This window comes from Synechococcus sp. CCY9201, assembly GCF_034931105.1.
Lineage (GTDB): Bacteria > Cyanobacteriota > Cyanobacteriia > PCC-6307 > Cyanobiaceae > CBW1002.
Genome location: NZ_JAYGIC010000127.1, coordinates 14,683 through 36,958, shown reverse-complemented (window position 1 = coordinate 36,958; position 22,276 = coordinate 14,683). Strand labels below are relative to the sequence as shown.

Sequence of the window (22,276 nt, the reverse complement as noted above, 5' to 3'; positions counted from 1 at the left end):
GCGCGGCCGGCACCGCAGCTGGCGGTGAGGAGCGGATGGCGCCGACCCAGGACCAGCTGAGCGGCCTCCAGGCCGAGCGGGCCGCCAGTGCGGCGTCCCAGCGCCTCGATCTGGTGGAGCCTGGGGCTGGTGCACCGGTGGCCCTGGAGATCCGCGTGGCCTTACTGGGGGCTGCCGGCCAGCCCCGACTGGGGGCCAGCGGCCCCTGGCAGCTGCTCAGCCGCGACGGCCGCCTGCTGCAGCAGGGTTCCGCTGGTGATGCTGTGGCCCTGGGGGCTCTGCCATCCGGCCTGGCGGAAGCCTGGTTACAGACAAGTTCCGGCGTGCTGCTGGTTGATGGCCAGGCCTATGCAGGCCGCTTGAGGCTCCTGCTCAACGGCAGTGGCGTGGAGCTTGTCAACCATCTTTCGCTCGAGGACTACGTGGCCTCGGTGGTGGGGGCGGAAATGCCCAGCAGCTGGAACATGGAGGCCCTGCGGGCCCAGGCCGTGGCGGCCCGTTCCTATGCCCTGGCTCACATGGCCCGGCCGGCCAGCCGCCATTGGCACCTGGGCAACACCACCCGCTGGCAGGCGTATCGCGGACTGGCCAGCGTCAGCGAGCGAACCCGACAGGCAGCTGCCTCCACCGCCGGCCTGATCCTCAGCTACCAGGGCGGGATCGTCGAAAGCCTCTACGCCTCCACCCAGCAGATCAGTTCGGAGGCCCATGGCCATCTCGGCGCCAGCATGAGCCAGCACGGTGCCCAGGATCTGGCTGAGCAGGGTCTTCGGTACAACCAGATCCTCGGCCGCTACTACCAGGGTGCCTCCCTGGCCCGCCTCAAGGCCGGTGCCGGGTAACTCCCTGATGCGGGGCACGCGTCCCGGCCAGCGCGCCGCTCGGCTCTGGCGTCGTGCCCTGGCCGTCTCTGAGCGGGCCTTGGCCGCCGGTGCCCTGGTGCCACTGCGTACGGAGCGGGTGCCCCATCCGAGCAGCGCCCCCTTCGTGTTGCGTCGACTGCTTTCCAGCACCCCCAAGCATCTGCGGGCGGGCGGGCCCAAGCCGAACCCATTCCTGCCCTGGGAACCGCTGCTGCAGGTGGAGCTGCTGGGCGAAAGCCATGTGGTGCTGCTCAACAAATTCCCCGTGCAGCGGGGCCATCTGCTGCTGATCACCAGCCAGTGGCAAGCTCAGGCCGGTTGGCTGCAGGAGAACGACTGGGCCAGCGTGGCCCACGTAGCCAGCGATACCGGCGGGCTCTGGTTCTTCAACAGCTGTGCCGAAGCCGGGGCCAGCCAGCCGCATCGGCATCTGCAGCTGTTGCCGCGCCACCCCGGCGAACCGAGTTGCCCGTTGGCTCCGAGGCTGCGCTGCCAGCTCGATGGGCTGGCTCCTGCCTGGCCCTGGGCCTACAGGCTCAGCCGCCGCCACGATCCACTCGGCTGCTCCGACCTGCCCAGCCTTTACCAGGAGCACTGCCGTTCCCTCGGCCTGGGCAGCCCGGAATCCGATCGTCAGCCCCGTCACCCCTACAACCTGCTCTTCGATGACGACTGGTTCCTGACCGTGCGGCGGGTGCGGGAACATGCGGCCGGTTTCAGTGTCAATGCGCTCGGCTTCGCCGGCTGCCTGCTGTGTTGTCCATCCTCACGTCTGGACTGGATTGAGACAGAGGGCCCCTTTCGATTGCTGCAAGAGGTGGCGGCATCGCCCGAGCTCCTGCTTGAGTCCCAGATCGAGGGACTGACCGCCCCCGACTGATCCCTGCGGGCTGATCACTGCCGACCGGACCCTCTTGAACAGGCTCCTCCCGCAGTCACGGTGCAGCTGGCGACTGGAAGGCTGGGCTCGAAGGCCGTGGATTCACGGAATCTTGCCCCTCCGGCCGGCTGATTCCGTGGAATCGCGGTTGAGGACGTCGCCCGGCTGCGGCTGAGTGAACCGAGGAGACCCCCACCGGTGCTCTCCGATGGCCATTCGCCTCCGATTCGATGTCTCGCCGTTGTCTGCCAGCACCAGCCGCCGCTCGATCCACCGCCGAGCAGCGCCGGAATGCACGCGTGCTCCAGTACCGCCAGATTGTGCGGCCCCTGGCCCTGCACTATTCCCGCTGCTGCCGTGAGCCCCTGGATGACCTCCTGCAGGTCGGGATGCTGGGGCTGCTGCGCGCCGCCGAGCTCTACAACCAGGACCGCGCTGTGCCTTTTGAGGCCTTTGCCCGGCCCCATGTGCGGGGCGCCATCCTCCACTACCTGCGCGATTCCGTCGGTTGCGTGAGGCTGCCCCGTCGCCAGGTGGAGATGCTCGATCGGTTGCGGGTGCTGGGACGGGAGATCGAATGCCAGCAGGGGCGCACCCCCGGCTCCGAGGAGCTGCGGCGGGCTCTGGGCCTCAGCCCCGAGCAGTGGCATGTGCTGCGCCAGGGGGAGCAACTCAAGCGTGCCGCTTCGCTGGAGGGTCTGGTCGGAACCGAACCCACTGCCCTGCCGGATGCCAGCCGGGAGGAAGTCTCAGGCGGTCACGATGACCTGACTGGCTTCAACGGGAGCAGCCCGACATCGGTGGAGCGGCTGCTGGCCAACCTCGACCCGGCTCTGGCCACTCTGGTACGCCAGGTCGTTCTGGGAGGCTGGAGCTATCGCCGCGTCGCCCGGCAGCTGCAGGTGAGTCCGATGACGGCCCGCCGCTGGTTTCTTGGAGCGCTGGATCAGTTGCGCAGCCAGTGGGGGCAACTGAGGCTCAATCCTGAGGGTCCAGCGGCTGGTCTCGGCGCATCTGTGCTTCCAGGGTGTTGATCGCGGCTGTCACTGCCGCCAGCTGCCGCTCGATTCCATCGCGCCAGAAAGACAGCATGCGCAGCTTGCGTTCCTGGTAACGCCGCCGACTGGTGCGGCTGTCCTCCTCGGAGGCACAGCAGGGGAAGGGCGGAAACATGAGAAAATTCTGTGGATCCGTCTGGTTCTAGCCTGCGACTCAGCGCCTCTGAGACTTGCCCACTCCCATCCTCGTCTACCAGAGATCGTTGAGATGCTCCGCTGGGCCCTCCCCTTACGCTTGCCTTCCCCAGGCAGAGTGGCCCCATTTTGGGTTCAGCAGGAAGCCTCGCCCCCAACTGCGAAGAAAATCACAGATCATGTGCCGTTGCCAGTCGCAAGACACAGTTTGAAAGAGGTCGGTCCCGCTGGTTCTATGCAGCTGGTTTCAGTCCTGCCAGCCGTTTCGGCTGTCCTGCTTGGTTCGGCGCTGGTCCTGCAGGCTCCGGCTGCTTCGGCCTATGTGGCGTTGATGGCTGGTCAGCAGGCACGCCCACTCAACGGCACCTTCAACAACGTGCCCGTGCTCCACTCCAACCAGCCGGAGGAGGTGGAGGGGCCCGGCATCTTGATCACCACCACTCCCGGCAGCTCAATCGCTGCGGAGACGGGCCAAGCCCTCCGCAATTCTGAATTCACCTTCAACGGAGACTTCGGCCTGCACCTGCATCACAAGTATTTCCCCCCCAACCGCAAGAGCATTTCTCCGCAGGATCGCCGCGCCCAGCTCACCCTGGCGGCGATCCTGATCAATCCCGGTGTGCGGCCCGTTCACATCCGCTTCAAGAACGGTGCGGTCCGCAACAGTTTCGAAGCGCCTTATCTGGCCAACAATCTGATGGGGGTGAAGCCTTTGGGCCCCAGGCCATGGAACACGGGTCCTGGAGATGCCACGGCGGTTCAGATGCTGCGGGGTCGCCTGGATCGAAATCTCACCGATGAGATCACCATTCCTGCTCGCAGCCGGGTCGTGCTGTTCAACACGGCCCTTCCGGCCCTTGGGATTGCCAATGCCCTGCTGCGAGGTCACAGCGATGGTCCCTTCCAGGTGGCTGTGGTGGCGGCGAAGGACCCCACCAGTGATCGAGACATCCTGGCGGTGCTCGATCAGGGGCGTCTGGCTCCGGGTCGGGTCTATCTCAGTCGCATCGCCGACATCCAGAACCGCCAGATTTTTTCCCGGGTGGGGGGCGTGGCCCTTGGCGATGCCTACAAGGCCAGCATTCGTCATGACCTAGGCAGCCAGGGACCTCTTCACGTGCCGTTGACCAGCACATTCCGCCATCACTTCGGGACCAGCGACGTGCAGGTGAATGCCTTGGCGACCCGCATGATCGATTCGTCGCTTGACAATGTGGGCACCTATGGCGTTCGCTTCGACGTCGATCTACAGCTCACCGGCAATGGACCGTATGAGCTGGTGATGAGCCATCCGTCTCCCAGTGGTGGCCGACATTTCACCGCTTTCCGAGGCTCTCTGCAGGTCACGACTCCCGAAGGTCTGCAGGAAATGCACGTCGGCATGCGTTCTGGTCAGAGCCTCTCGCTCACCTCCCTGCAATTGCAGCCTGGGGTGGTCAATACCGTGCGGGTGAGCTTGGTTTACCCAGCCGATGCGACCCCTGGCCACCTTCTCAGCGTTGTGCCCAGCTCCCAGTTGGCCCTTGTGCAGGAGCGGGAGCGACAACTGGAGCTGGCTCGTTCATCGGTGACCCGTCCGAATGCTCCGCCACCTGCTGTTCCGCCTGCGGTCGCCAACAATGGCCCCGCCCTGGTTCCTGCGCCGGCGGTCCAACCAGCCGGTCCTCAGGTGCCTCGACCAGCTGTGGCTCAGCCCCGCCCGCTCGTGACTCCCGGACCTCATCGCTGGGAGCCGCCGACCCCGCCCCTTCCCCCGATCAACCATTCCGTCAGTCCGTCACGGTCGGCAGCCGCTGCCACACAGGTCCCCGTGGTCCTTCCACCGGTCAGGGTCAGTCAGTCGTTGATTGAGCGCTACCGGGACGCTGTGGAGGCTCAGCAAGACATCATGCGCGGCCTTGTGGGCCGCTGAGCGAATCACATCGTCGGTGGAACCAGTAGTGGACTCGGCCCAGAGAGAGCGGCGCAGGATCAGTCTGGAACTGCCGGTTGAACTGGTCGCCCAGATCGACAGTCTGCGGGGGGAATGGGGTCTACGCAGCCGGGGCGACATCCTGGTGCGGCTGCTGCAGGGTCTCTTCGAGGATGACCTTCCGGAAGAGACGCTGGAGGTCGTGGAACTCTCCAGCGGGAGTTGGCCAGTGAGGACTGTCTCCCCGGAGGCAGTCCCCAGAGACACCGTGGGGTCGGACGTGACTGCCACCGAGACGATGCAGTCTCCGCCAGAGGACCTGGGGAGCGCCGCTGATGAGGCGAGCGACTGGACCACGGCTGGGCTTGGCTCGCCGCTTCCTGCCCCAGGAATGCCGACACCGGAGCCAGAGATCCTGGATGGGAGCAGGCACTCTGCGCAGGACCTGGTTGCAGAAGAGGATGCGCCTGAGGATCCGGAGGACGAGGAGTTCAGCACCGCCCTCGACGAGCGCGGCTCCCTGGTGCTGGTGCCCCGCAGGCAGGTGGCTCTGCGAGCCACTGGAGATCCGATCGCATCGCCCCGTGCCCCGTCGGAGGTTCCTCCACCGTCCAGTGGGGGCAGCCCTGGCGGTATCGATCTGCCGGGCTTCGTTCAGCGCCGCTCCGATCGCCTGCGGCGTAGTCTGCGGGTCCGGCCTGGCTCGATCCAGACGGATGATTCCCTGCCGACGGTGCCGGCGGCATCCATTCAGCGGGCCCTCACGGCAGCTGCCCAGCACTGGAGTGATCTTTACGGCAGCGAACCCAATGAGGCCGTGCTCGAAGCCGCCATGGTCTGGTTGGCTCAGGACATCTGGCCGCACGCCGACCAGAGCGAGGGACGGGCGTTCACCTGGTCCCTGGCCAGTGCATTGGTACGGTGCTTTGTCCCCAGCTGGGAGGCGGGTCCTGCCAGTTTTGAGCGGGTGATGGTGATGGCGGGGCTGCTGGAAGACCCTTTCAGTGCCGCCACCCTGGAGCTACGCCTTCCGACGTTGATTCGACGTTTTGTGCATCGGTTTCGCAGGCGCCGCCCCGGGACTTCATTCCTCACCCTGGAGCACACGATGACCCTCCATGGCGCCCTCAAGCTGCTGCAATTGCCAACAGCACCGGGTCATCAGCTCAGCCTCCGCCAGATCCGGGAGTCTTACCGCGAGATGGCTGTGCTCCATCATCCCGATTCAGGCGGCTCCGTGGATGTGATGCGACGTCTCAATGAGGCCTATCACATGCTCAAGGAGCTCTACCGCGGATCCAGCTGAGAACGCTGCTCTGGCTGAGTGGATCAAGCCAAGACCTCGCGTCAGCGCTGATCGCACAGTCTGCTGGATGACCGATTGCAGCGACCCGCTGCAGGGACCTGTTGCGTGGACCATGGGTTCTCGTTCGTCTTGAGGCTGTCCCGATGTGTGTCCAATGTCGTGTCGATAGCGAGAGGTTGAAATGCGATCTCGTGAGCCCGGCGGGCCTTCAGGGCCGGATGTGTTGACCATCGGCCGGTGTTAAGGGGAGGGAGTTGCGGGCATTGTCCATGCATCTCGCCTGAGAAGCCGGACGAGACCAGCCATGGGACTCAGTCGGGGACCATGCGCCTAGACCTTCTCAACTGGGTCCCATACCAGGACTGATTCAAAGTCTTGAATGGGCCTCGTGAGACTACTGCGAAGGGATGGGTTTTCGTTCTTCCTCGGAATGGCTGAGTGGTTCGCTTGACCTTTGCTCGGTCCTTTGCAGCTGGATCGTGACTCCGCAGGGTTGGATCGATTCTTATGCGAACTCCATTGGCTTCTTCATCTGATTCTGATCACGACATTCAGAAAAATCGTGGAATCCAGCTGCCATTTGTCTGTCTTGGGATGCAGAGGTGAGGCGAGCCGCTCTGGATGCAGGGCTGTGCTTCGGGCTGATACTTGGTGCTTGGGGCTTGAAGACCCTGCTGGAGCCACCATTGTCTGGGAGATGACCTCCGGGTCCGTCTGGATGGCGTGCCCGTGCCCACGCGCCGCCCACTGTGTCCAGTGGGGTGTGAACAGACTGTCCAAGTCTTGATTGACTGCTTGAAAGCCAAGTCAGGAACTGTGCTCTGGGAGTCTGCGTACCTGCTTTTGAAGCAGGTACGCATTCGGAGAGCGGGTGATGGCGGACTGGTGATCGGTTCGGATTTCGCCTCCCCAGGACCTTGTTGTCGTGTGCGCCCGCAGGGGGTCTCCGGCACCCCTGCGGGGCCAGGTCGAAATCAGGCCATTCTTTTCCTGTCTATCTCGAATGAGACGCCTACGGGTCTTGTCTATGGTCCATAATGAGACTCGTGCGTCGGGTCCGGATGTCAAACGTGCGGATGCCAAACGTGCGGATGCCGAACGTGCGGCATCCAGTTCTGCCGGCTTGCTCGGATCGGGAACGTTGCCTCGATGTCGGTCGTTGACGGCTGTACGGCAGAGCCTGCTCACACATCCAGGCTGTGTCTCTTGTTCAGACCAATATGGCGACTTGGTCGGGATAGCTGAGACGCTGGTGCTCCTGGCGAATCACCTGCCGATGCTTCCTGATGTGCTCATCCTGGGAAGCCCCTTGAGCAGTCACCCGATCGAGAGAGCATGAAAAAGCCGCGCCTGTAGGAGACGCGGCGGAAGACGTGTGTCCGTCAGGTGCTTCAGGTGGTGGTCTGCATGCCCTGAATCAGAAAGTCAAAGTAGGGACCAGCCGTAGCCGCTTGCTCAGTGCTCAGCAGCGATAGGGCGGCTTCCCGGAGGGTGCGCATGGCTTCGACCATACCGGGCATGGGAACACCGAGGCTGTTGTACATCTCGCGGGCACCCTCCAGGCCGATCTTCTGGATCTGCTCGGTGCTGCCAGCCAGAACGCCATAGGTGACCAGCCTGAGGTACCAGCTGTAATCCCTCAGGCACTGGGCACGCTGCTTCTGGCCATAGGCGTTGCCACCCGGGGCCACGTAATCGGGCTTGCGGGAGAACAGCTGTTTGGCTGCCTCATCGATGATTTTTTTCTCGTTGTCGGTGAGCACCTTCACGATCGACAGCCGTTGGCTGCCTCCGGTGAGGAAGTCCACCATCGAGCGCAGCTCGCCGCCGGTGGGATAACGAAGCTGATCATCGGCCTGGAGGATCAGATCCCGAACGACGCTCATTTCTGCTGCCACGTGCACGCACCACCTTATCGAGATCTCGTCTCCGGATCGCCTCCTGAGCCGAACGTGTTACGCCCCTTTGCAACCTGGTCTGCCCAGGGGCCGATGATCAAGGCCAGTGTCTGCCTCCCGCCCGTGTCGAAATCCAGGGACCATCAGACCCGGGCCCGCGTGGCAGTGGGGTCTCTGCTCTCGGTGGAGATCGCCGATCTGGGTCGCGATGGCCAGGGCGTGGGCCGTGTGGGGGATCAGGTGGTCTTCGTGGCCGACGCCCTGCCCGGCGAGCTTGTCCGCGTGCGGGTGGTGCACCAGGCCCGGCGCCACCTGGTGGCGGAACTCAAGGGGATCGAACGCCCGTCCCCCGACCGGCGCCAGCCCCCCTGCATCCTTTCGGACAATTGTGGCGGCTGCAGCCTGCAGCATTGCAGCGATGCCGCCCAGGTGTCCTGGAAGCAGGGGATGGTGGGCGAGGTGCTGCGGCGCCTCGGCGGAACGGACCTGCCGCCCCTGCCCTTGCTGGCAGCGGAGTCTCCGCTCGGCTACCGCAACCGCGCCGTGATTCCGTTGGAGCTCACTGACGAGCTGCGGCTGCGGGCCGGGTTCTACCGACGCGGCTCCCATCAGATCGTCAACATGAACCACTGCCCGGTGCTGGACGCCCGGCTGGATCGGCTGATCGAACCGTTGAAGGAGGATCTGGAGGAAGCCGCCTGGCCGGTGGATCGCCATGGCCGCAGCGGTGGTGGTCTTCGCCATCTGGCTCTGCGGGTGGGCCACCACACCGGCGATGTGCTGATCACCCTCATCGCCAGCAACGACAACCTGCCGGGCCTCGATGCGCTGGCCAGCAGCTGGATGGATCGCTGGCCCGAGGTGGTGGGGGTGTCGCTCAATCTCCAGCCGGAGCCCAACAACAAGCTGATGGGCCATGAGACCCGCACGCTCTGCGGGCGGGACTGGCTGGAGGAACGCTTTGCTGGCCTGCGCTATCGCATTGCCGCCGACACCTTCTTTCAGGTGAACACGGTGCAGGCCGAGCGGGTCGTGCCCCTGCTTCTGGCTGCACTGAAAGCCGCTGGCACGAGCCGCTCCGTGATCGATGCCTACTGCGGCATCGGCACCTACACCCTTCCGATCGCGGCCGCCGGCTATCGGGTCGAGGGCATCGAGGCACACCTGGCTTCGGTCCAACTGGCCCGCCGCAATGCTGAATCCAATGGTCTGAGCGCCTTGGCACGCTTCAGCAACTCGGATGTGGCCGAGGCTCTGGCCCATTCACTACCCGGCGCTGGCGCCCTGTTGCTCGATCCGCCCCGCAAGGGGCTGGAGCCGCCGGTGCTGGAGGCCATCCTGAACTCCCCCCCACCGCTGCTGCTCTATCTCAGCTGCGACCCAGGCACCCTGGCCCGGGATCTCGGTCGCCTCTGCGGCACCAGGCAGGCTCCTCAAACGGATCCATCCGTCGGCGCTGAGGCCAGTGCCGACGCTGAGGCCAATGCTGACGCTGGGACCGGGGCAGAAGCCTTGGCCGAGCCGGAAGCTGCACGGTTCCGGCTGCTGAGCGTGCAACCCCTCGATTTTTTCCCCAACACCAGCCACGTGGAAACCCTGGTGGTGCTGGAGCGCTGCGCCTGAGCTCAGCGATGCCCAGGCGGTGAACGCAGGCTCAGCTGCGCAGCTGGGCCCCGAACTGCTTTTCGAGCGCCGCACGGATCTTCGCCTGGGCCCCATCCACCTGATCGTCGGTGAGGGTGCGCTTCGGATCGCGGTAGCGCAGCCGGAAGGCCTGGCTGCACTGGCCATCCCCCAGCTGCGTGCCCTCATAGCGATCCACCAGCTCCGCCTGCTCCAGCAGGGGCTTGCCCGCCTTGCGGATGGTGCTGAGCAGGTCGGCCGCCCGGGTGGCCTGCGGCACCACCAGGGCCAGATCCCGCTCGGAGGCCGGCACTGTGGCGAAGGGAGCGAAGGCGGGTTGCCAGCGGTTGCGGCGTGTGGCGGCGCAGAGCAGCGGCTCCAGGGCCAGGGTGAACAGGTAGGTGGCCTCCGGCAGGTCGTGTTGGTCGGCCTGCTCGGGATGCAGCTGGCCGAACCAGCCGGCCGGCCGGCCCTCGACCAGCAGCGTGGCAGCACGACCGGGATGCAGCAGGGGCTGATCGGTGAGCGGGCGATCGTCCACGGGCAGCTTCAGGGTCTGCAGCGCCGCCTGCAAGACGCCCCGGGCCTGGAAGTAGCCAGGCGGCTGGGGTTTGCCGCTGCTGGTCCAGCGCTCGGCGCGGCGTTCGCCGGCCAGCACCCCCACCAGCTGCTGCCGTTCGACACCATCGGCATCGAAGACCTGGCCGATCTCGAAGGCCCAGAAGCCGTTTTGGGAGGCCTGGAGGTTGCGGCGGGCCGCCTGGAGCAATTCTTCGTGCAGGTTGTCGCGCAGATGGCCGTAATCCGCCAGCAGGGGGTTGGCCAGTGGCAGCCGCCCGGCAGCCTGGGGCACCAGCGAGAGGCTGCAGGTTTCCTGCAGACCAGCCGCGCAGAGGGCGCGGCGCAACCGGCGCTCGGCCAGCTGGGCAGGTTCGAGGCCGCCGGGGAGCAGGGGGTCGGGCAGATGGCAGGCGAACTGGTCGTAGCCCACCAGGCGGGCCACCTCCTCGATCAGATCCACTTCCCGCTGCAGGTCCATGCGGCGCGAGGGGGGGACGACCACACTCCAGCCATCGTCGCTGTCCTTCAGCACGCAGCCCAGGGCCGTGAGGGTGGCCGCGATGCGCCCCTCCTCGAGATCCTCTTCTTCGCCGTCCACCACCACCGGCCCGAGCAGGTTGTGCAGGGCTTCGCGGCGCAGCCTCAGGGGCTGAACCGGCTCCTGGGGCCGCTGATGCAGCCAACGGCCCTCCAGTTCGGCGCCGGCCAGCTCGATCAGCAGCTGCACGGCCCGATCCGCGGCCGCCAGGGTGGCTTCCCGCGGCAGACCCTTCTCAAAGCGCAGGCTGGCCTCGGTGCGCAGACCCTGGCTACGGGCCGACCGCCGCACGGCCTGGGGCGCAAACACGGCGGCTTCCAGCCACAGGGATGTGGTGTCGTTCTGAACCGCCTCCTCAAGGCCGCCGATCACGCCGGCCAGGGCAATCGCCTGATCGGCGTAGGTGACCACCAGGGCTTCCTCATCCAGGGTCCGCGACTCGCCATCGAGGCTGGTGAACGACTCCCCGCTGCGGGCCTGCCGCAACCCCAGGGCTGCCGGTTCGGCCTGGCCAGCGGTCTTGTGCGCCAGGCGATCGCTGTCGAAGGCATGCAGGGGTTGACCGGTTTCCAGCATCACCAGGTTGGTGATGTCCACCACCGTGTTGATCGGTCGAATGCCGGCACGCTCCAGACGCTGCTGCAGCCACTGGGGTGACGGCGCCACACGCACGCCCTTCAGGGCCGTGACGCTGAACAGTCCACCGGCTTCGATCGCCAGCCTCGAGGCTGCATCGATCGCCAGGGGTGCGGCTTCGATCGCGGGCGCGGCTGGGGGCAGGCTGGTGGAGGCCTCCAACAGAGCCGCCACTTCACGGGCAATGCCCTGCATCGACAGACCATCCGGCCGGTTGGCGGTGATCGCCAGCTCCAGCACCTGATCGTCGAGGCCCAGATGCGGCCCCACAGGTTGGCCCGGCAGGGGTACGGACGCGAGCAGATCATCCAGAACGGCAATCCCGTCGCTGGCGTCGGGCAGGCCGAGTTCCCGCAGGGAGCAGATCATGCCGCTGCTGGCCACACCCCGCAGTTCGGCTGGCTTGATCGTCAGATCCACCGCCGGCAGGGTGGTACCCACCAGGGCCACCGGCACGTGGATGCCAGCGCGGACATTGGCGGCGCCACAGACAATCTGCAACGGTTCTGCGCTGCCGACATCGACCCGGCAGACGCTCAGTTTGGTGGCATCCGGATGGGGCTGGCGATCCGCGACGAGCCCCACGACCACCCCAGAGGCCTGGGCCGCCAGGTCATGAATCTCCTCGACTTCGAACCCGGCGACCGACAGCCGCTCAGCCAGGAGCTGTGGCTGCAGATCGTCCGGCTCGCAGGTCACGAGCTCCTTCAACCACTGGAGCGAGACCCGCATCCATTCAGTCCATCAACGGCCGTCGATCCTAGGGAGCGGAGGGGTAGGGAACCATCACACGGTAAAGTCTTCGTTTGTCACTTCGCATCGCACACGCGGCGCAACGTCCTTTATGGCCAAAAACAAGGGCGTCCGGATCGTGATCACTCTCGAGTGCACCGAATGCCGGTCCAACCCCGCCAAGCGGTCTCCTGGTGTGTCCCGCTACACCACCCAGAAGAACCGCCGCAACACCACCGAACGGCTGGAGCTGAAGAAGTTCTGCCCCCACTGCAACGCCTCCACCAACCACAAGGAAATCAAGTGAGGTCCGGGCGGAAGCAGTGGTCTGCTTCCGCCTCATCCTGATTTCCAGCCGCTCCTGCCTGCGGGCCTGAGCTCAGGGGTTGCCGTTGCAGCCGCAGTTTTTTCGTCTTCTCTTTCTTTTCGATGGCCAGTTCCTTTTTCAAGAAGCGTCTCTCCCCGATCAAGCCGGGCGACCCGATCGACTACAAGGATGTCGATCTGCTCAAGAAATTCATCACTGAGCGTGGCAAGATCCTGCCCCGCCGTCTGACGGGCCTCACCGCCAAGCAGCAGCGCGATCTCACCAACGCCGTCAAGCGTGCCCGCATCGTGGCCCTGCTTCCCTTTGTGAATCCCGAGGGCTGATCCCTCTGGCTTCCCAGACCCTCCAACCCGGCGATCTGGTCGGACTAAGCACGGACAAGGGGCCCCAGCTGGCCCTGGTTCGGGGTCTGCAGTCTGGCAAGGCCAAGGTCCTGGCCGGTTTTCTGGCCCGACCGCAGCAGTTGCCGCTGCGTCAGATCACCCTGCTGATCCCCCTGCCTTCAGGAGCTGATGTTCCTGCGGGTCTGGGAGCTTCGCCATGGAACCTCTCCGCAGAGGTTGTGGCCGAGGCTTTGCCGTCCCGACGGCAGCTTGGCGAGGCCTGGCACCTTCTGGTGGAAGACGGGCAGCCCCAGCCACTCTCGGATTTCGCTTCCCTGCTCGGCGATGGGGCCAACCCCGCCCTGCTCGCCGCCTGCTGGCTCTGGCTGGAAGGCGACCAGCTGCTGTTCCGCTGGCGACACGGGGTTGTGGAACCCCGGCCGGTGGATGAGCTGCGGCGCCTGCGGCGCGACCGGCGTCGTGAACGCCTGGTGCTGGAGCGCCGCCGCCGCTGGCATGAGGCCCTGCGGCGGCGCCAGCCTCTGGATCCCACAACTCTCGATCCCGAGCATCGCCGCGATCTGGAGCTGCTGATGCTCTGGGCCGGGGGCGACAGCACCGACCCCCTGCCGCTGGAGCTGCGCCAGGCGCTGCAGGTGGCCCACTGCCCTGCCGAGACTGGAGCGATCCGCCACCTGATGGTGGACCTGGGTCTCTGGCAGCCGCACCACCTGCCTTCCCTGGCTCGCAGCCACTGGCAGCACGGCTTCTCCGACGAACTCCTGACGGAGGCCGAAGAGCTTGTCGCCCAGGCGGATCAGCCCCAGCCCGGCGATGAGCAGCGGCGGGATCTCACCGGGCTCCGGATGGTGACGATCGACGATGCCGACACCCGCGACATTGACGACGGCCTCTCGCTCGAGACCTTGCCGGGTGGTGTGCAGCGCCTCTGGATTCATGTGGCCGATCCGGGTCGACTGGTGCCGGCGGGTTCAGCGCTCGACCTCGAAGCCCGACGCCGGGCCAGCAGCCTCTACCTGGCGGGGGGAACCCTGCCGATGTTTCCGGAGTGCCTCTCCACCGGTCCCTTCAGCCTGGTGCAGGGCCGTCGCTGTGCGGCCTGGAGTCTCTGGGTGGAGCTCGATGCCACCGGGGCCGTGGCCGACTTCGGCCTGCAGCGCAGCTGGGTTCAACCCACCTATCGCCTCTCCTACGCCGACGCCGACGAGCTGATCGAACTGGCGCCGCCGCAGGAGGCTGATCTGCTTTGCCTGCACCAGCTGCTGCTGCGCCGGCGTGGCTGGCGCCAGCAGCATGGCGCCCTGATGATGGATCAACCCGAAGGCCGCATCCGCGCCGCCGGCGACGAGCCGGTGCTGGAGATCGTCGAGCCGGGTCCATCGCGGCTGCTGGTGGCCGAAGCGATGATCCTGGCGGGGGCCGTGGTGGCCGAGTTCGGTCGCCGGGAGGGTCTGGCACTCCCCTACCGCAGCCAGCTTCCGACTGAGCTGCCGTCGCCGGCCGAGCTTGAGGCGTTGCCACCGGGGCCGGTGCGCCACGCCGCCATCAAGCGCTGCCTCAGTCGCAGTCACACCGGTACCCAACCGGCTCTGCACTTCAGCCTCGCTCTGGAGGGATACGCGCAGGCCACCTCGCCGATCCGTCGCTACGGCGATCTGCTCGTCCAGCGTCAGCTGCAGGCCGCTCTGTCGGATCAGGCGCCATTGCCGGAGGAGGACGTGGCGGCGTTGCTGAGCGAACTGGAGGACCCGGTCAAGCAGGGCATCCAGATCAGCCGCGAGGACCAACGCCATTGGCAACAGGTGTGGTTCGCAGCCCATCAGCGTGACCAGTGGCCCGGGGTTTTTCTGCGCTGGTTACGCCCCCACGAGCGACTGGCCCTGGTGCATGTCGAAGATCTGGCCATGGATCTGGTGGCGGAATGCCCAGAGAGCAGCGAACCGGGCGCCCCGGTGCTGCTTCGGGTGCTGGAGGTGGATCCCCTGCGGGATCAGCTGCGGCTGCAGGGCCGGGCCTCAGTCGGCCAGGCGTGAGGCCCGCAGCCAGGGGCCCCAGGGGTTGGCATGGGCAATCAGCCGCACCGACCGCGGGCCATCGAGCTGCAGCAGCCACTGGTGCAGCTCCGGCTCCAGAGTGATCAGCGGCCAGTCGCGGCCAGCCTCGGCCTGGCTTGGGGTGGATACGCGCAGCCGGTAACCTCCCTGGCCATCGGGCCGCAGCTCTCCCTGCCAGAGCCGCTCGTGAGGTGAGGCCGGTGGCTGGTGGCCGGGCTGCGCCGGGCCCATCCAGGTTCCTGTAGGCGAGAGCAGCGAGGGATCATCGAGCACCTGCTTCTGCCTCTTCCGCCGCTGCGGATGGTGCCAGGGGGTGTCCCACAGGGGCACGGGGCTGGCTGGGGCCAGGCGGTCGTCGATCAGGGCCTCCTGCAGTGTTCGCACCGGCAGCTCGGCTGGCGTACAACCGTGGCGCAGGCAGAGCGCGGCAGCCAGTCCGGCGGCCTGGCCGATGTTGAGCACAAGCGGCTGCAGCCGGGTTGCGCCGTTGGCCATGTGGCTGACGCTGAGGCACTTGTCGGCGGCGAGCAGGTTGCTCACCGTCGCGCTGACCAGGGCGCCGTAGGGAAGCGCGAAGGGCGTGCCGCTCCAGCGGCCGCCCCAGCGGCAGCTCTTGGGCGCAAGGGGCCAGTCACCGCCCGGGTAGTGGTGGTCATTGGCGTAGTTCCCCACCGCAATCGCTGCAATCGCGCCGCTGGCCTCCAGCGGCAGGGCCGCGATCGAGGCTCCCTCCCCCTGGGGCAGCAGGTGCTGCTCCAGCACCAGATCCCGGCCCACCAGCCGGCGCCCTTCGCGCCAGTAGGGCATCAGGGCCAGGGCCCCCGGAAAGGCATCGCCGGCCACCAGGGCCCCCTCGCAGGCCTGTTCGAGGGTTGCCAGGAAGGCCAGGCTGTGGGCCTGCATGGCCCGCTCCAGCGCGTTGTCCTGGAGGGCATCGCCCGAAAAGGCCCGCTCCAGCCCCTCGTGCCAGTCGTTGCCACAGAGCGGCCAGTTGAGCATCACCAACCCGCCGGGCAGGCGGCCATAGGTGAGGGTGCGCTCCAGGCCAAAGCGGCTGCAGGCCTGCTGGAAGGGTTCCGCCAGGTCAGGCGGCTCTGCGGGGGCCGGCAACCGCTCCTTATCCAGCTGGCCCATCACCACCCAGGTGGGCGACTGCACCGGCTGGCGGCGAAAGAACGGATCGCCGGTCAACCGCTCCCGGCTGGGGGCACTGGGTTCGCCATGGTCTTCGGCGGCTTCCCAGCCCAGCCGGAAGGGGGCCTCTGCCAGGGGAAACAGATCACCGCGGTCGCTGCCGTCGATCACCAGCTGCGGCTCGATCCATGGGCGCTCGCCCTGGTTCGTTCCGCCCTCAGGGCCGACCTGGACGCGTACAGCGCTGATCCGATCGCCCTGGCGGCGCACGTCGAGCAGGCGACAGCCGGGCCACCAGCGCAACCGCGGCTCCGCCGCCACCCACTCCTGCAGGATCGTCTCGGCCGTTCGCGGCCGGAACCCGAAACAGCTCACCCAGTTGTGATCCAGGCCGCTGGGCTCGCGGTGTTCCAGGGCCCGCAGCAGGGCACCCCAGAGGCCGCTCTGCCACGGAGAGAGTTCATTGCCATCCGGGGCACAGACGCCGGCTGCGCTGAGCATGCCGCCCAGCCAGGAGGCGGGGGTGAGCAGCAGGGTGTCGGCGCCGCTGCGGGCTGCCTGGAGGGCGGCGGCGACGCCGCCGCTGCCGCCGCCCCAGACCAGCACCTGGGGGGTAAGGCCGGCGTTGAGATCAGGTGGCATCAGTGCCATCCGACTCCTCGAGGCGGCAGAGGCAACGGAAGCGCAGGGCCACCAGCTGGTCGTAGAGGGGGTTGATCTTGCACATCGGCGGGATGTGCACCAGCTTGCGGCCAAAGAGCACCACGTCCCGCTCGAAGGGGCACTGGGCCGGGATCAGCTTCACCAGAAAGCGTGCCACCGCCGGATCATTCGGCTGGATGCCATCGAGCCACTGGCGCAGGCCGTTGAGGGCCTGGGGATGGGGCACGCCGCAGGCGTCCACGCTCAGCTGGGCCACCACCGCCTCAGCCACCTGCAGCTCGCGGCTCCAGCGCCGCAACAGGTCCAGCTCCACCTCGCTGATGTGGCCATCGGCCAGGGCCACCATCACGGCGCTGCGCAGGAACTGCTCGGCCAGCTCCGTGCCCACACCGAAGCGATGCACCAGGGCGCCGTCACCGGGTTGCTGGATGCCGTCCCAGGAGTCGTCGGGCAGTTCTGCCTTGAGCTCATGGATGAGCAGGTGCTGCTCCTCCTCGGAGAAATCTCCATCCGCCAGGGCGAGCTGGTGCAGCGCCCCGAGCCAGATGTGCCGGCAGGCCGGGCTGAGCCCGGCATCGAGGCTGCACAGCCCGGTGGTCTCGGTTCCTTCCGGCATGGCAGGCGAAGGGGAATGGGGAGAGAGAGGAGAGTGGATCCTGGTCCGGAACCGTCCCGGTGCTCTCGGTAGGATCCGGCCCCGACGCAGGGCCGCGGGCGCAGGTCTGAGAGGGCGGCGCAGCGAGAACCAATCTCCCGCCACTCCGGTCCCCCGCCACCCGCCTCCGGCCGATGTCCTACACCCTCACAACTCCGCTCTATTACGTCAACGACCGGGCGCACCTGGGCAGCACCTACACCACCCTGGCCTGTGATGCCATCGCCCGTCATCGTCGTCTGTGCGGTGATCAGGTGCACTTCATCACCGGCTGCGACGAGCACGGCCAGAAGATTCAGCGCACTGCCGAGGCGGCGGGCCTCACCCCCCAGGCCCATTGCGACAGCGTCAGTGCGTCCTATCGGGATCTGTGGTCGCGCTGGCAGATCAGCAACGATCGCTTGATTCGCACCACCGATCCCCGCCATCGTCAGCTGGTTGAGCAGTTCTTCGCGCGGGTGGAGGCCAGCGGTGATGTGGTGGAGGGACGCCAGCAGGGTTGGTATTGCGTCGCCTGCGAGGAATTCAAGGATGACGCCCCCGGCGCCGAGGATCCCGAGTGTTCCATTCATCAGCGCCCCCTGGAATGGCGCGATGAGGTCAACCTGTTCTTCCGTCTGTCGCGCTATCAGGCACAGATCGAGGAGCTGATTGCTCGACCGGGCTTCATCCAGCCAGCCAGCCGCCGCCGGGAGGTGGAGAATTTCGTGGTCCAGGGGCTGCGCGATTTTTCGATCTCCCGCATCGATCTGCCCTGGGGCATTCCAGTGCCCGGTCACCCAGGCCACACCTTCTATGTATGGTTCGACGCCTTGCTTGGCTACCTCACCGCCCTGCTCGAACCGGACGAACCGGTGGTGCTGGACCAGATCCTCCAACGTGGCTGGCCGGCGCAACTGCACGTGATCGGCAAGGACATCCTGCGTTTCCATGCTGTCTACTGGCCGGCGATGCTGTTGTCGGCCGGATTGCCGCTGCCGGAACGGGTGTTCGGCCACGGCTTTCTCACCCGTGAGGGCCAGAAGATGGGCAAGTCGCTCGGCAATGTGCTCGATCCGGTGGTGTTGCTGGAGCGGTGCGGCCGTGATGCGGTGCGGTGGTACCTGCTGCGCGATATCCCCTTCGGCGACGACGGTGACTTCCAGCAGCAGCGCTTCAGTGATCTGGTGAACAACGATCTCGCCAACACGATCGGCAACCTGCTCAACCGCACCTCCTCGATGGCGCGGCGTTGGTTCGACGGGGGCGTGCCTCCAGCCGGAGCGGGGGAAGATCCAGCCCATCCCCTGGCGCTGGCCGCGCAGGACGCGGCCGATCGCAGCGCGGCCGCTCTGGAGGCTCTGGATTTCCGGACGGCAGCTGAGGCCGTGCTGGGCCTGGCCATCGCGGCCAACGGTTTCCTCAATGAGCGGGCTCCCTGGAGCCGCATGAAGCAGGAGGGCCAGGGCGAGGTGGTGGCGGCCGATCTCTATGCCGTGCTCGAGGCCACCCGCTGGGTGGGGGTCCTGCTGGCGCCTCTGCTGCCGGAGCTGTCGGATCGCATGCTGGAGCAACTCGGCCAGGAGCCTTTTGAATCCGGCACTGAGACTTTGCCCTCGCCTGTAGCCCTATCGCTTGAAGCTGCGTCCACTGCCGCGACACCGACGGCCTGGCAGGTCGCCCAGCAATGGGGCCGTCTGCAGCCGGGTCTGGAACTGCCCGAACCTTCCCCCGTGATGGGTCGACTGGAGTTGGACTCCCCCCTGTGAGCTCCCCACCCCTCCGCCTTCCCCGCCGGGGGCCCCGCCCCGGCTGGTTTGCGCTTCTCTTTCTGCCTGCCCTGCTGGTCGGCTGCGCTCCGAACCTGCCGGAGCAGGCCGAGGATCCCCTGCCCTTCGTGTTCCGTTCCCTGGATCTGCGCCAGCAGGATCCCAAGGGCCGTCCCGCCTGGGAGCTCAGAAGTCCTGAGGCCCGTTACGACCTCAATCGCCGCATCGCACGGGCGCGCTCGCCGCACGGCCTCATCTATGCGAAGGGCAAGCCGCTCTATCGGATTGAGGCCACCAGCGGCACCGTGCTCAACGATGGCCAGGTGATTCAGCTGGAAGGGGGGGTCCGGATCCAGCGCCTTGGCAGTCAGCCGGTGCTGATCGAGGGCGAACGGGTGCGCTGGATTCCTTCCGAGCAGCTGATGGAGATCGATCTGCGTCCCAGCGCCACCAACCAGGAAACCCGCCTGGTGGCCCAGAGGGCCCGCTTCCTGATTGACCAGGACAAGCTTGAGTTGCGTGGTCAGCCTGAGCTGCAGCGCTGGACCAAGGCTGCCAAGGGCGATGGGAACGGCGCAGGCAAGAGCGAAGACAGGCGAGTGCCACCGAGAGCTGATGACAAAGCCACCGCTACCAGCAATGGCAAGGACGGCAGCAAGGCAAAGCCATCAGCCTCTGAACTCGCTTACGCCATCCCCGCTCTTGCCACACCGAAACGCAGGCCGGATGTGATCATCCGCGCCACCACAGCCGACTGGTACCCGGGCAGCGGCCGCCTGATCGCCATCGGCCCCCTGCGGGGCACCCGCATCCTCAAGCCAGGAGTGGTTCAGACCCTCACATCCCCTGCCCTGGAGGGCAACACGATCCAGCAGGTGCTGCGCTTGCAGGCTCCCGTGCTGTTCGAGGACCCAACCAACAAATCCCGCCTGCGGGCCCAGGCCACCCTGCTCGATCTCGAGAAGCAGATCGCCAGCACGGACCTGCCGATGGAGGGCCAGTTCGGCGATCTGCAGGTGCGCGGTGAAGCTCTGGAGGTGCAGCTCGATAAGGAGCTGGCCACGATTCCGAGGGGTTGCCAGCTGGATCAGCCCGGTGATTCGTTGCGTGCCCAGCGGTGTCAGTGGAACTGGAAGACCCAGGTGATCGAGGCCGATGGAAACGTGGTGCTGCGGCGCAAGGCCAACGACCAGATCACCCGCAGCCAGAAGCTGCGGGGTCGCATGGGTTCCAAGGGGCTGGCGGTGTTCACGACTCCTGGTGCCCGGGTGCAGACGCAGCTGACGATTCCGAAGGGGTCGGGACAGACGACGAAACGCGAACCGGAGCCAATTCGTCTTTGAGTTTGCGGGCCCAGCCCTCGGTCCAGGCGAGGTCGCTGCGGCTGAAACAGCGGGGTGACCAGCCCCCCAGCAGGATCCAGCCCTGATCACCGATCGGCTGTACCAGCACCGATGGCACACCAGCCAGAAGGGGTTCGAATTCGGCCCTGCCGGGGTACAACTTGAGATTCACCAGCGACACGGCCTTGCCGCTGCGGCGGCTGCGCTCGCAGATCGCTCCAGGGACGAAGGCTTCGCTCTGGAGCAGGCCTCGCCGTAACAGGGTGGTGCCGCGCCAGTGGATCAGCACCACGGCGGCCGGGGTTGCAGTGAGCAGCATCTGGCTGCCCCATGCCAGTTCTCGGGCCAGTGACTCGGAGCACTCCCGACTCAGCTGGAGCCCCTGCTCTCCTTCCAGGGCGACACGTTCGGAGGCCTCGGGGATGGCCCTGGTCCACAGCACTCCCACCAACATCAGCCCGACCGCCAGCAGGCTGGCCAGAACAGAGGCGCGCTCCAGCGCGGGTGACGGAGGCCCGGCCGTGAGCTGGTTGGCCACCAGCAGTGCCAGCCCCAGGATCCCGATCCCCAGGCTGAAGCGGGCCGGCAGGGGCAGGTCCATGGGGAAAGGGGCGCAGGTGGATCAATCGCCAAGGATGCCGGATTCACCGGTCCTTGCTGCAATGGAATCTGATCTGCCTTCTTCCCATGACTCCGAGTCAGGCCTTTGCCGCGGTTGCCCTGGCGGCGGTGGCCTGTGACGGCACCCTGGGCCGCGATGAGGCCCGGGCGCTGCGCAGCCAGTTGGAGTTCCGAAGCCCCTACCGCAATCTGAGCGAGAAGGCGATGGGGGATCTGTTCGATGGGCTGCTCAATCAGTTACGCCAGTCCGGCTGGCGAGCCCTGCTGCATGAAGCGATCCCGGCGCTGGATCCTGGGCAGCAGGAAACCTGCCTGGCGATGGCTGCCCAGCTGGTGCGTTGCGACCGCGTGGTGCAGGCCGCCGAGGAGGAGTTGCTCGAGCAACTGGCCAGCGAATTCAGGCTGGGCGAGGGACGCGCTGCCCAGATCCTCGATGTGATCGCCGTGCTGAATCGCGACAGCCTGGCCGGCTGAGTGCAAACTGGAATCCATGCACTTCGCATCCCGCCAGGTGGTTCTGCCCGCTGCTGCTGGTTCCCTTAACCGTCCGGACACCCTCCCCGTCTGGCACCGCTGGCTCCTGGCCGTCACGACGGCCCTGGTGCTGTGGCTGGTTCCAGCTCCGGTGGCGCTGGCGGTTTCGGCAGGGGATCTGCCTGATCTGCCAGCCGGCGAGCATGTGCTCGACACCGCCTCCGTTCTGAGCCGGGCAGCCAGCTCGGAGCTGGAGATCAAGCTTGCGGCCTTTGAAGGGGCTCACATTGATGCGCGGCTGGTCACCTTGAACCGGCTGGATTACGGCCTTTCCCTGCCGGCAGTGGGCCGGGAGCTGATTGAGCGCTGGAGGCAGGCTTCCAGTCCTGATCCGCTGCTGCTTCTGTTGATCGACAGCCAGACCAACACGGCCGCTGTGGTGGTGGATCCTGCCCTGAATGGCCAGTTGCCCCGCGATCTGCTCACCAGCACCGCCCGCAGCACGATGGCGACTCCGCTTCGGGATGGGGCCCGTTATCGGCAGGCATCAGTCGAGGCTCTGGATCGCCTGGCTCTGGTGCTTCAGGGTGGAGAGGATCCTGGAGAAGCTGCCGAGGCCGAAGTGGTGAGCCTGCCCTCCAATGTGCCCAGCCGTGAGGAGACCGCCAACAGCAATGCCTTCACCTGGGTGATCGTGCTGCTGGTGGTGGGCACAATTGTGCCGATGCTGACCTGGTGGGTCTTCTCACGCTGAGCCTGACAGCCGAAGA

Annotated in this window: 18 protein-coding genes; 13 read left to right on the top strand and 5 right to left on the bottom strand. The window is 66.5% G+C overall.

The window, feature by feature from the left end:
* From VB716_RS12565 to VB716_RS12545, 5 genes are all read left to right on the top strand, one after another.
* Nucleotides 1-842 (top strand): SpoIID/LytB domain-containing protein (locus VB716_RS12565; protein ID WP_416238114.1); only part of this gene is annotated, 842 nt, incomplete at its 5' end.
* Nucleotides 843-849: 7 nt separating this feature from the next.
* Complete coding sequence (locus VB716_RS12560; protein WP_197159284.1) at nucleotides 850-1,743, top strand: ATP adenylyltransferase; 894 nt, start codon at nucleotides 850-852, stop codon at nucleotides 1,741-1,743.
* Between the two features lie 230 nt (nucleotides 1,744-1,973).
* Nucleotides 1,974-2,777: a sigma-70 family RNA polymerase sigma factor gene (locus VB716_RS12555; protein WP_197155803.1), complete on the top strand. Its 804-nt coding sequence runs from the start codon at nucleotides 1,974-1,976 to the stop codon at nucleotides 2,775-2,777.
* Between the two features lie 394 nt (nucleotides 2,778-3,171).
* Entirely contained in the window at nucleotides 3,172-4,848 is a 1,677-nt protein-coding gene (locus tag VB716_RS12550) for a DUF3370 family protein (protein ID WP_197155801.1), read from the top strand.
* Between the two features lie 28 nt (nucleotides 4,849-4,876).
* On the top strand, nucleotides 4,877-6,154 hold the full coding sequence (locus tag VB716_RS12545) for a molecular chaperone DnaJ (RefSeq protein WP_197155799.1): 1,278 nt from the start codon (nucleotides 4,877-4,879) through the stop codon (nucleotides 6,152-6,154).
* Nucleotides 6,155-7,545: 1,391 nt separating this feature from the next.
* On the opposite strand, the gene VB716_RS12540 is transcribed toward VB716_RS12545, so the two are convergent.
* Nucleotides 7,546-8,040 carry an allophycocyanin subunit alpha-B gene (locus VB716_RS12540; RefSeq protein WP_197170242.1) on the bottom strand — a complete coding sequence of 165 codons (495 nt, stop codon included), beginning with the start codon at nucleotides 8,038-8,040 and terminating at the stop codon, nucleotides 7,546-7,548.
* 135 nt (nucleotides 8,041-8,175) lie between these two features.
* Here VB716_RS12540 and rlmD point away from each other — a divergent pair, with 135 nt between their 5' ends.
* The gene (gene rlmD, locus VB716_RS12535) at nucleotides 8,176-9,675 is read left to right on the top strand and encodes a 23S rRNA (uracil(1939)-C(5))-methyltransferase RlmD (RefSeq protein WP_322758735.1); all 1,500 of its coding nucleotides are present in this window, start codon (nucleotides 8,176-8,178) and stop codon (nucleotides 9,673-9,675) included.
* A 31-nt stretch (nucleotides 9,676-9,706) separates the two neighbouring features.
* Here the strand turns inward: rlmD and pheT are convergent, their stop codons facing one another.
* Nucleotides 9,707-12,142, bottom strand: a complete 2,436-nt coding sequence (pheT, locus tag VB716_RS12530) for a phenylalanine--tRNA ligase subunit beta (RefSeq protein WP_322758736.1) — start codon at nucleotides 12,140-12,142, stop codon at nucleotides 9,707-9,709.
* A gap of 112 nt (nucleotides 12,143-12,254) precedes the next feature.
* On the opposite strand from pheT, the gene rpmG reads away from it, so the two are divergent.
* The 3 genes from rpmG to VB716_RS12515 all read left to right on the top strand — a co-directional run bounded on the left by rpmG (nucleotide 12,255) and on the right by VB716_RS12515 (nucleotide 14,847).
* A complete protein-coding gene (rpmG, locus tag VB716_RS12525; protein WP_197155791.1) occupies nucleotides 12,255-12,449 on the top strand; it encodes a 50S ribosomal protein L33 in 195 nt (64 codons plus the stop codon).
* Nucleotides 12,450-12,571: 122 nt separating this feature from the next.
* Entirely contained in the window at nucleotides 12,572-12,793 is a 222-nt protein-coding gene (rpsR, locus tag VB716_RS12520; RefSeq protein WP_010308434.1) for a 30S ribosomal protein S18, read from the top strand.
* A 140-nt stretch (nucleotides 12,794-12,933) separates the two neighbouring features.
* Nucleotides 12,934-14,847 carry a ribonuclease catalytic domain-containing protein gene (locus VB716_RS12515; protein WP_323270660.1) on the top strand — a complete coding sequence of 638 codons (1,914 nt, stop codon included), beginning with the start codon at nucleotides 12,934-12,936 and terminating at the stop codon, nucleotides 14,845-14,847.
* On the opposite strand, the gene VB716_RS12510 is transcribed toward VB716_RS12515, so the two are convergent.
* Together VB716_RS12510 and VB716_RS12505 are read right to left on the bottom strand one after the other, a co-directional pair.
* Nucleotides 14,830-16,653 (bottom strand): FAD-dependent oxidoreductase, encoded by a 1,824-nt coding sequence (locus VB716_RS12510; protein WP_323270659.1) that lies wholly within the window; start codon nucleotides 16,651-16,653, stop codon nucleotides 14,830-14,832. The two genes, VB716_RS12515 and VB716_RS12510, sit on opposite strands and share 18 nt — an antisense overlap.
* Nucleotides 16,634-17,281, bottom strand: coding sequence for a Mo-dependent nitrogenase C-terminal domain-containing protein (locus VB716_RS12505; RefSeq protein ID WP_323270658.1), 648 nt, complete (start codon nucleotides 17,279-17,281; stop codon nucleotides 16,634-16,636). Before VB716_RS12505 ends, VB716_RS12510 begins: the two co-directional genes overlap by 20 nt.
* Nucleotides 17,282-17,454: 173 nt before the next feature.
* On the opposite strand from VB716_RS12505, the gene VB716_RS12500 reads away from it, so the two are divergent.
* A complete protein-coding gene (locus tag VB716_RS12500) occupies nucleotides 17,455-19,068 on the top strand; it encodes a methionine--tRNA ligase (protein WP_323270657.1) in 1,614 nt (537 codons plus the stop codon).
* Nucleotides 19,065-20,411, top strand: a complete 1,347-nt coding sequence (gene lptC, locus VB716_RS12495; protein ID WP_323270656.1) for an LPS export ABC transporter periplasmic protein LptC — start codon at nucleotides 19,065-19,067, stop codon at nucleotides 20,409-20,411. Before VB716_RS12500 ends, lptC begins: the two co-directional genes overlap by 4 nt.
* Here lptC and VB716_RS12490 read toward each other — a convergent pair.
* Nucleotides 20,317-21,012, bottom strand: a complete 696-nt coding sequence (locus tag VB716_RS12490) for a cofactor assembly of complex C subunit B (RefSeq protein WP_231597908.1) — start codon at nucleotides 21,010-21,012, stop codon at nucleotides 20,317-20,319. The genes lptC and VB716_RS12490 overlap by 95 nt on opposite strands.
* An 86-nt stretch (nucleotides 21,013-21,098) precedes the next feature.
* Between VB716_RS12490 and VB716_RS12485 the strand changes: the two genes are divergently transcribed.
* On the top strand, nucleotides 21,099-21,506 hold the full coding sequence (locus VB716_RS12485; protein WP_197155783.1) for a tellurite resistance TerB family protein: 408 nt from the start codon (nucleotides 21,099-21,101) through the stop codon (nucleotides 21,504-21,506).
* Nucleotides 21,507-21,522: 16 nt separating this feature from the next.
* Nucleotides 21,523-22,260 carry a photosystem II repair protein Psb32 gene (gene psb32, locus VB716_RS12480; RefSeq protein WP_323270654.1) on the top strand — a complete coding sequence of 246 codons (738 nt, stop codon included), beginning with the start codon at nucleotides 21,523-21,525 and terminating at the stop codon, nucleotides 22,258-22,260.
* Nucleotides 22,261-22,276 lie beyond the last annotated feature (16 nt).

Bases quoted from the DNA above. Each gene is read 5' to 3' on its own strand.
- VB716_RS12560 (WP_197159284.1), top strand. From the start codon at position 850: ATGCGGGGCACGCGTCCCGGCCAGCGCGCCGCTCGGCTCTGGCGTCGT.
- VB716_RS12555 (WP_197155803.1), top strand. From the start codon at position 1,974: ATGTCTCGCCGTTGTCTGCCAGCACCAGCCGCCGCTCGATCCACCGCC.
- VB716_RS12550 (WP_197155801.1), top strand. From the start codon at position 3,172: ATGCAGCTGGTTTCAGTCCTGCCAGCCGTTTCGGCTGTCCTGCTTGGT.
- VB716_RS12540 (WP_197170242.1), bottom strand. From the start codon at position 8,040: ATGAGCGTCGTTCGGGATCTGATCCTCCAGGCCGATGATCAGCTTCGT.
- pheT (WP_322758736.1), bottom strand. From the start codon at position 12,142: ATGCGGGTCTCGCTCCAGTGGTTGAAGGAGCTCGTGACCTGCGAGCCG.
- rpmG (WP_197155791.1), top strand. From the start codon at position 12,255: ATGGCCAAAAACAAGGGCGTCCGGATCGTGATCACTCTCGAGTGCACC.
- rpsR (WP_010308434.1), top strand. From the start codon at position 12,572: ATGGCCAGTTCCTTTTTCAAGAAGCGTCTCTCCCCGATCAAGCCGGGC.
- VB716_RS12510 (WP_323270659.1), bottom strand. From the start codon at position 16,653: ATGGCACTGATGCCACCTGATCTCAACGCCGGCCTTACCCCCCAGGTG.
- VB716_RS12505 (WP_323270658.1), bottom strand. From the start codon at position 17,281: ATGCCGGAAGGAACCGAGACCACCGGGCTGTGCAGCCTCGATGCCGGG.
- VB716_RS12500 (WP_323270657.1), top strand. From the start codon at position 17,455: ATGTCCTACACCCTCACAACTCCGCTCTATTACGTCAACGACCGGGCG.
- VB716_RS12490 (WP_231597908.1), bottom strand. From the start codon at position 21,012: ATGGACCTGCCCCTGCCGGCCCGCTTCAGCCTGGGGATCGGGATCCTG.
- VB716_RS12485 (WP_197155783.1), top strand. From the start codon at position 21,099: ATGACTCCGAGTCAGGCCTTTGCCGCGGTTGCCCTGGCGGCGGTGGCC.
- psb32 (WP_323270654.1), top strand. From the start codon at position 21,523: ATGCACTTCGCATCCCGCCAGGTGGTTCTGCCCGCTGCTGCTGGTTCC.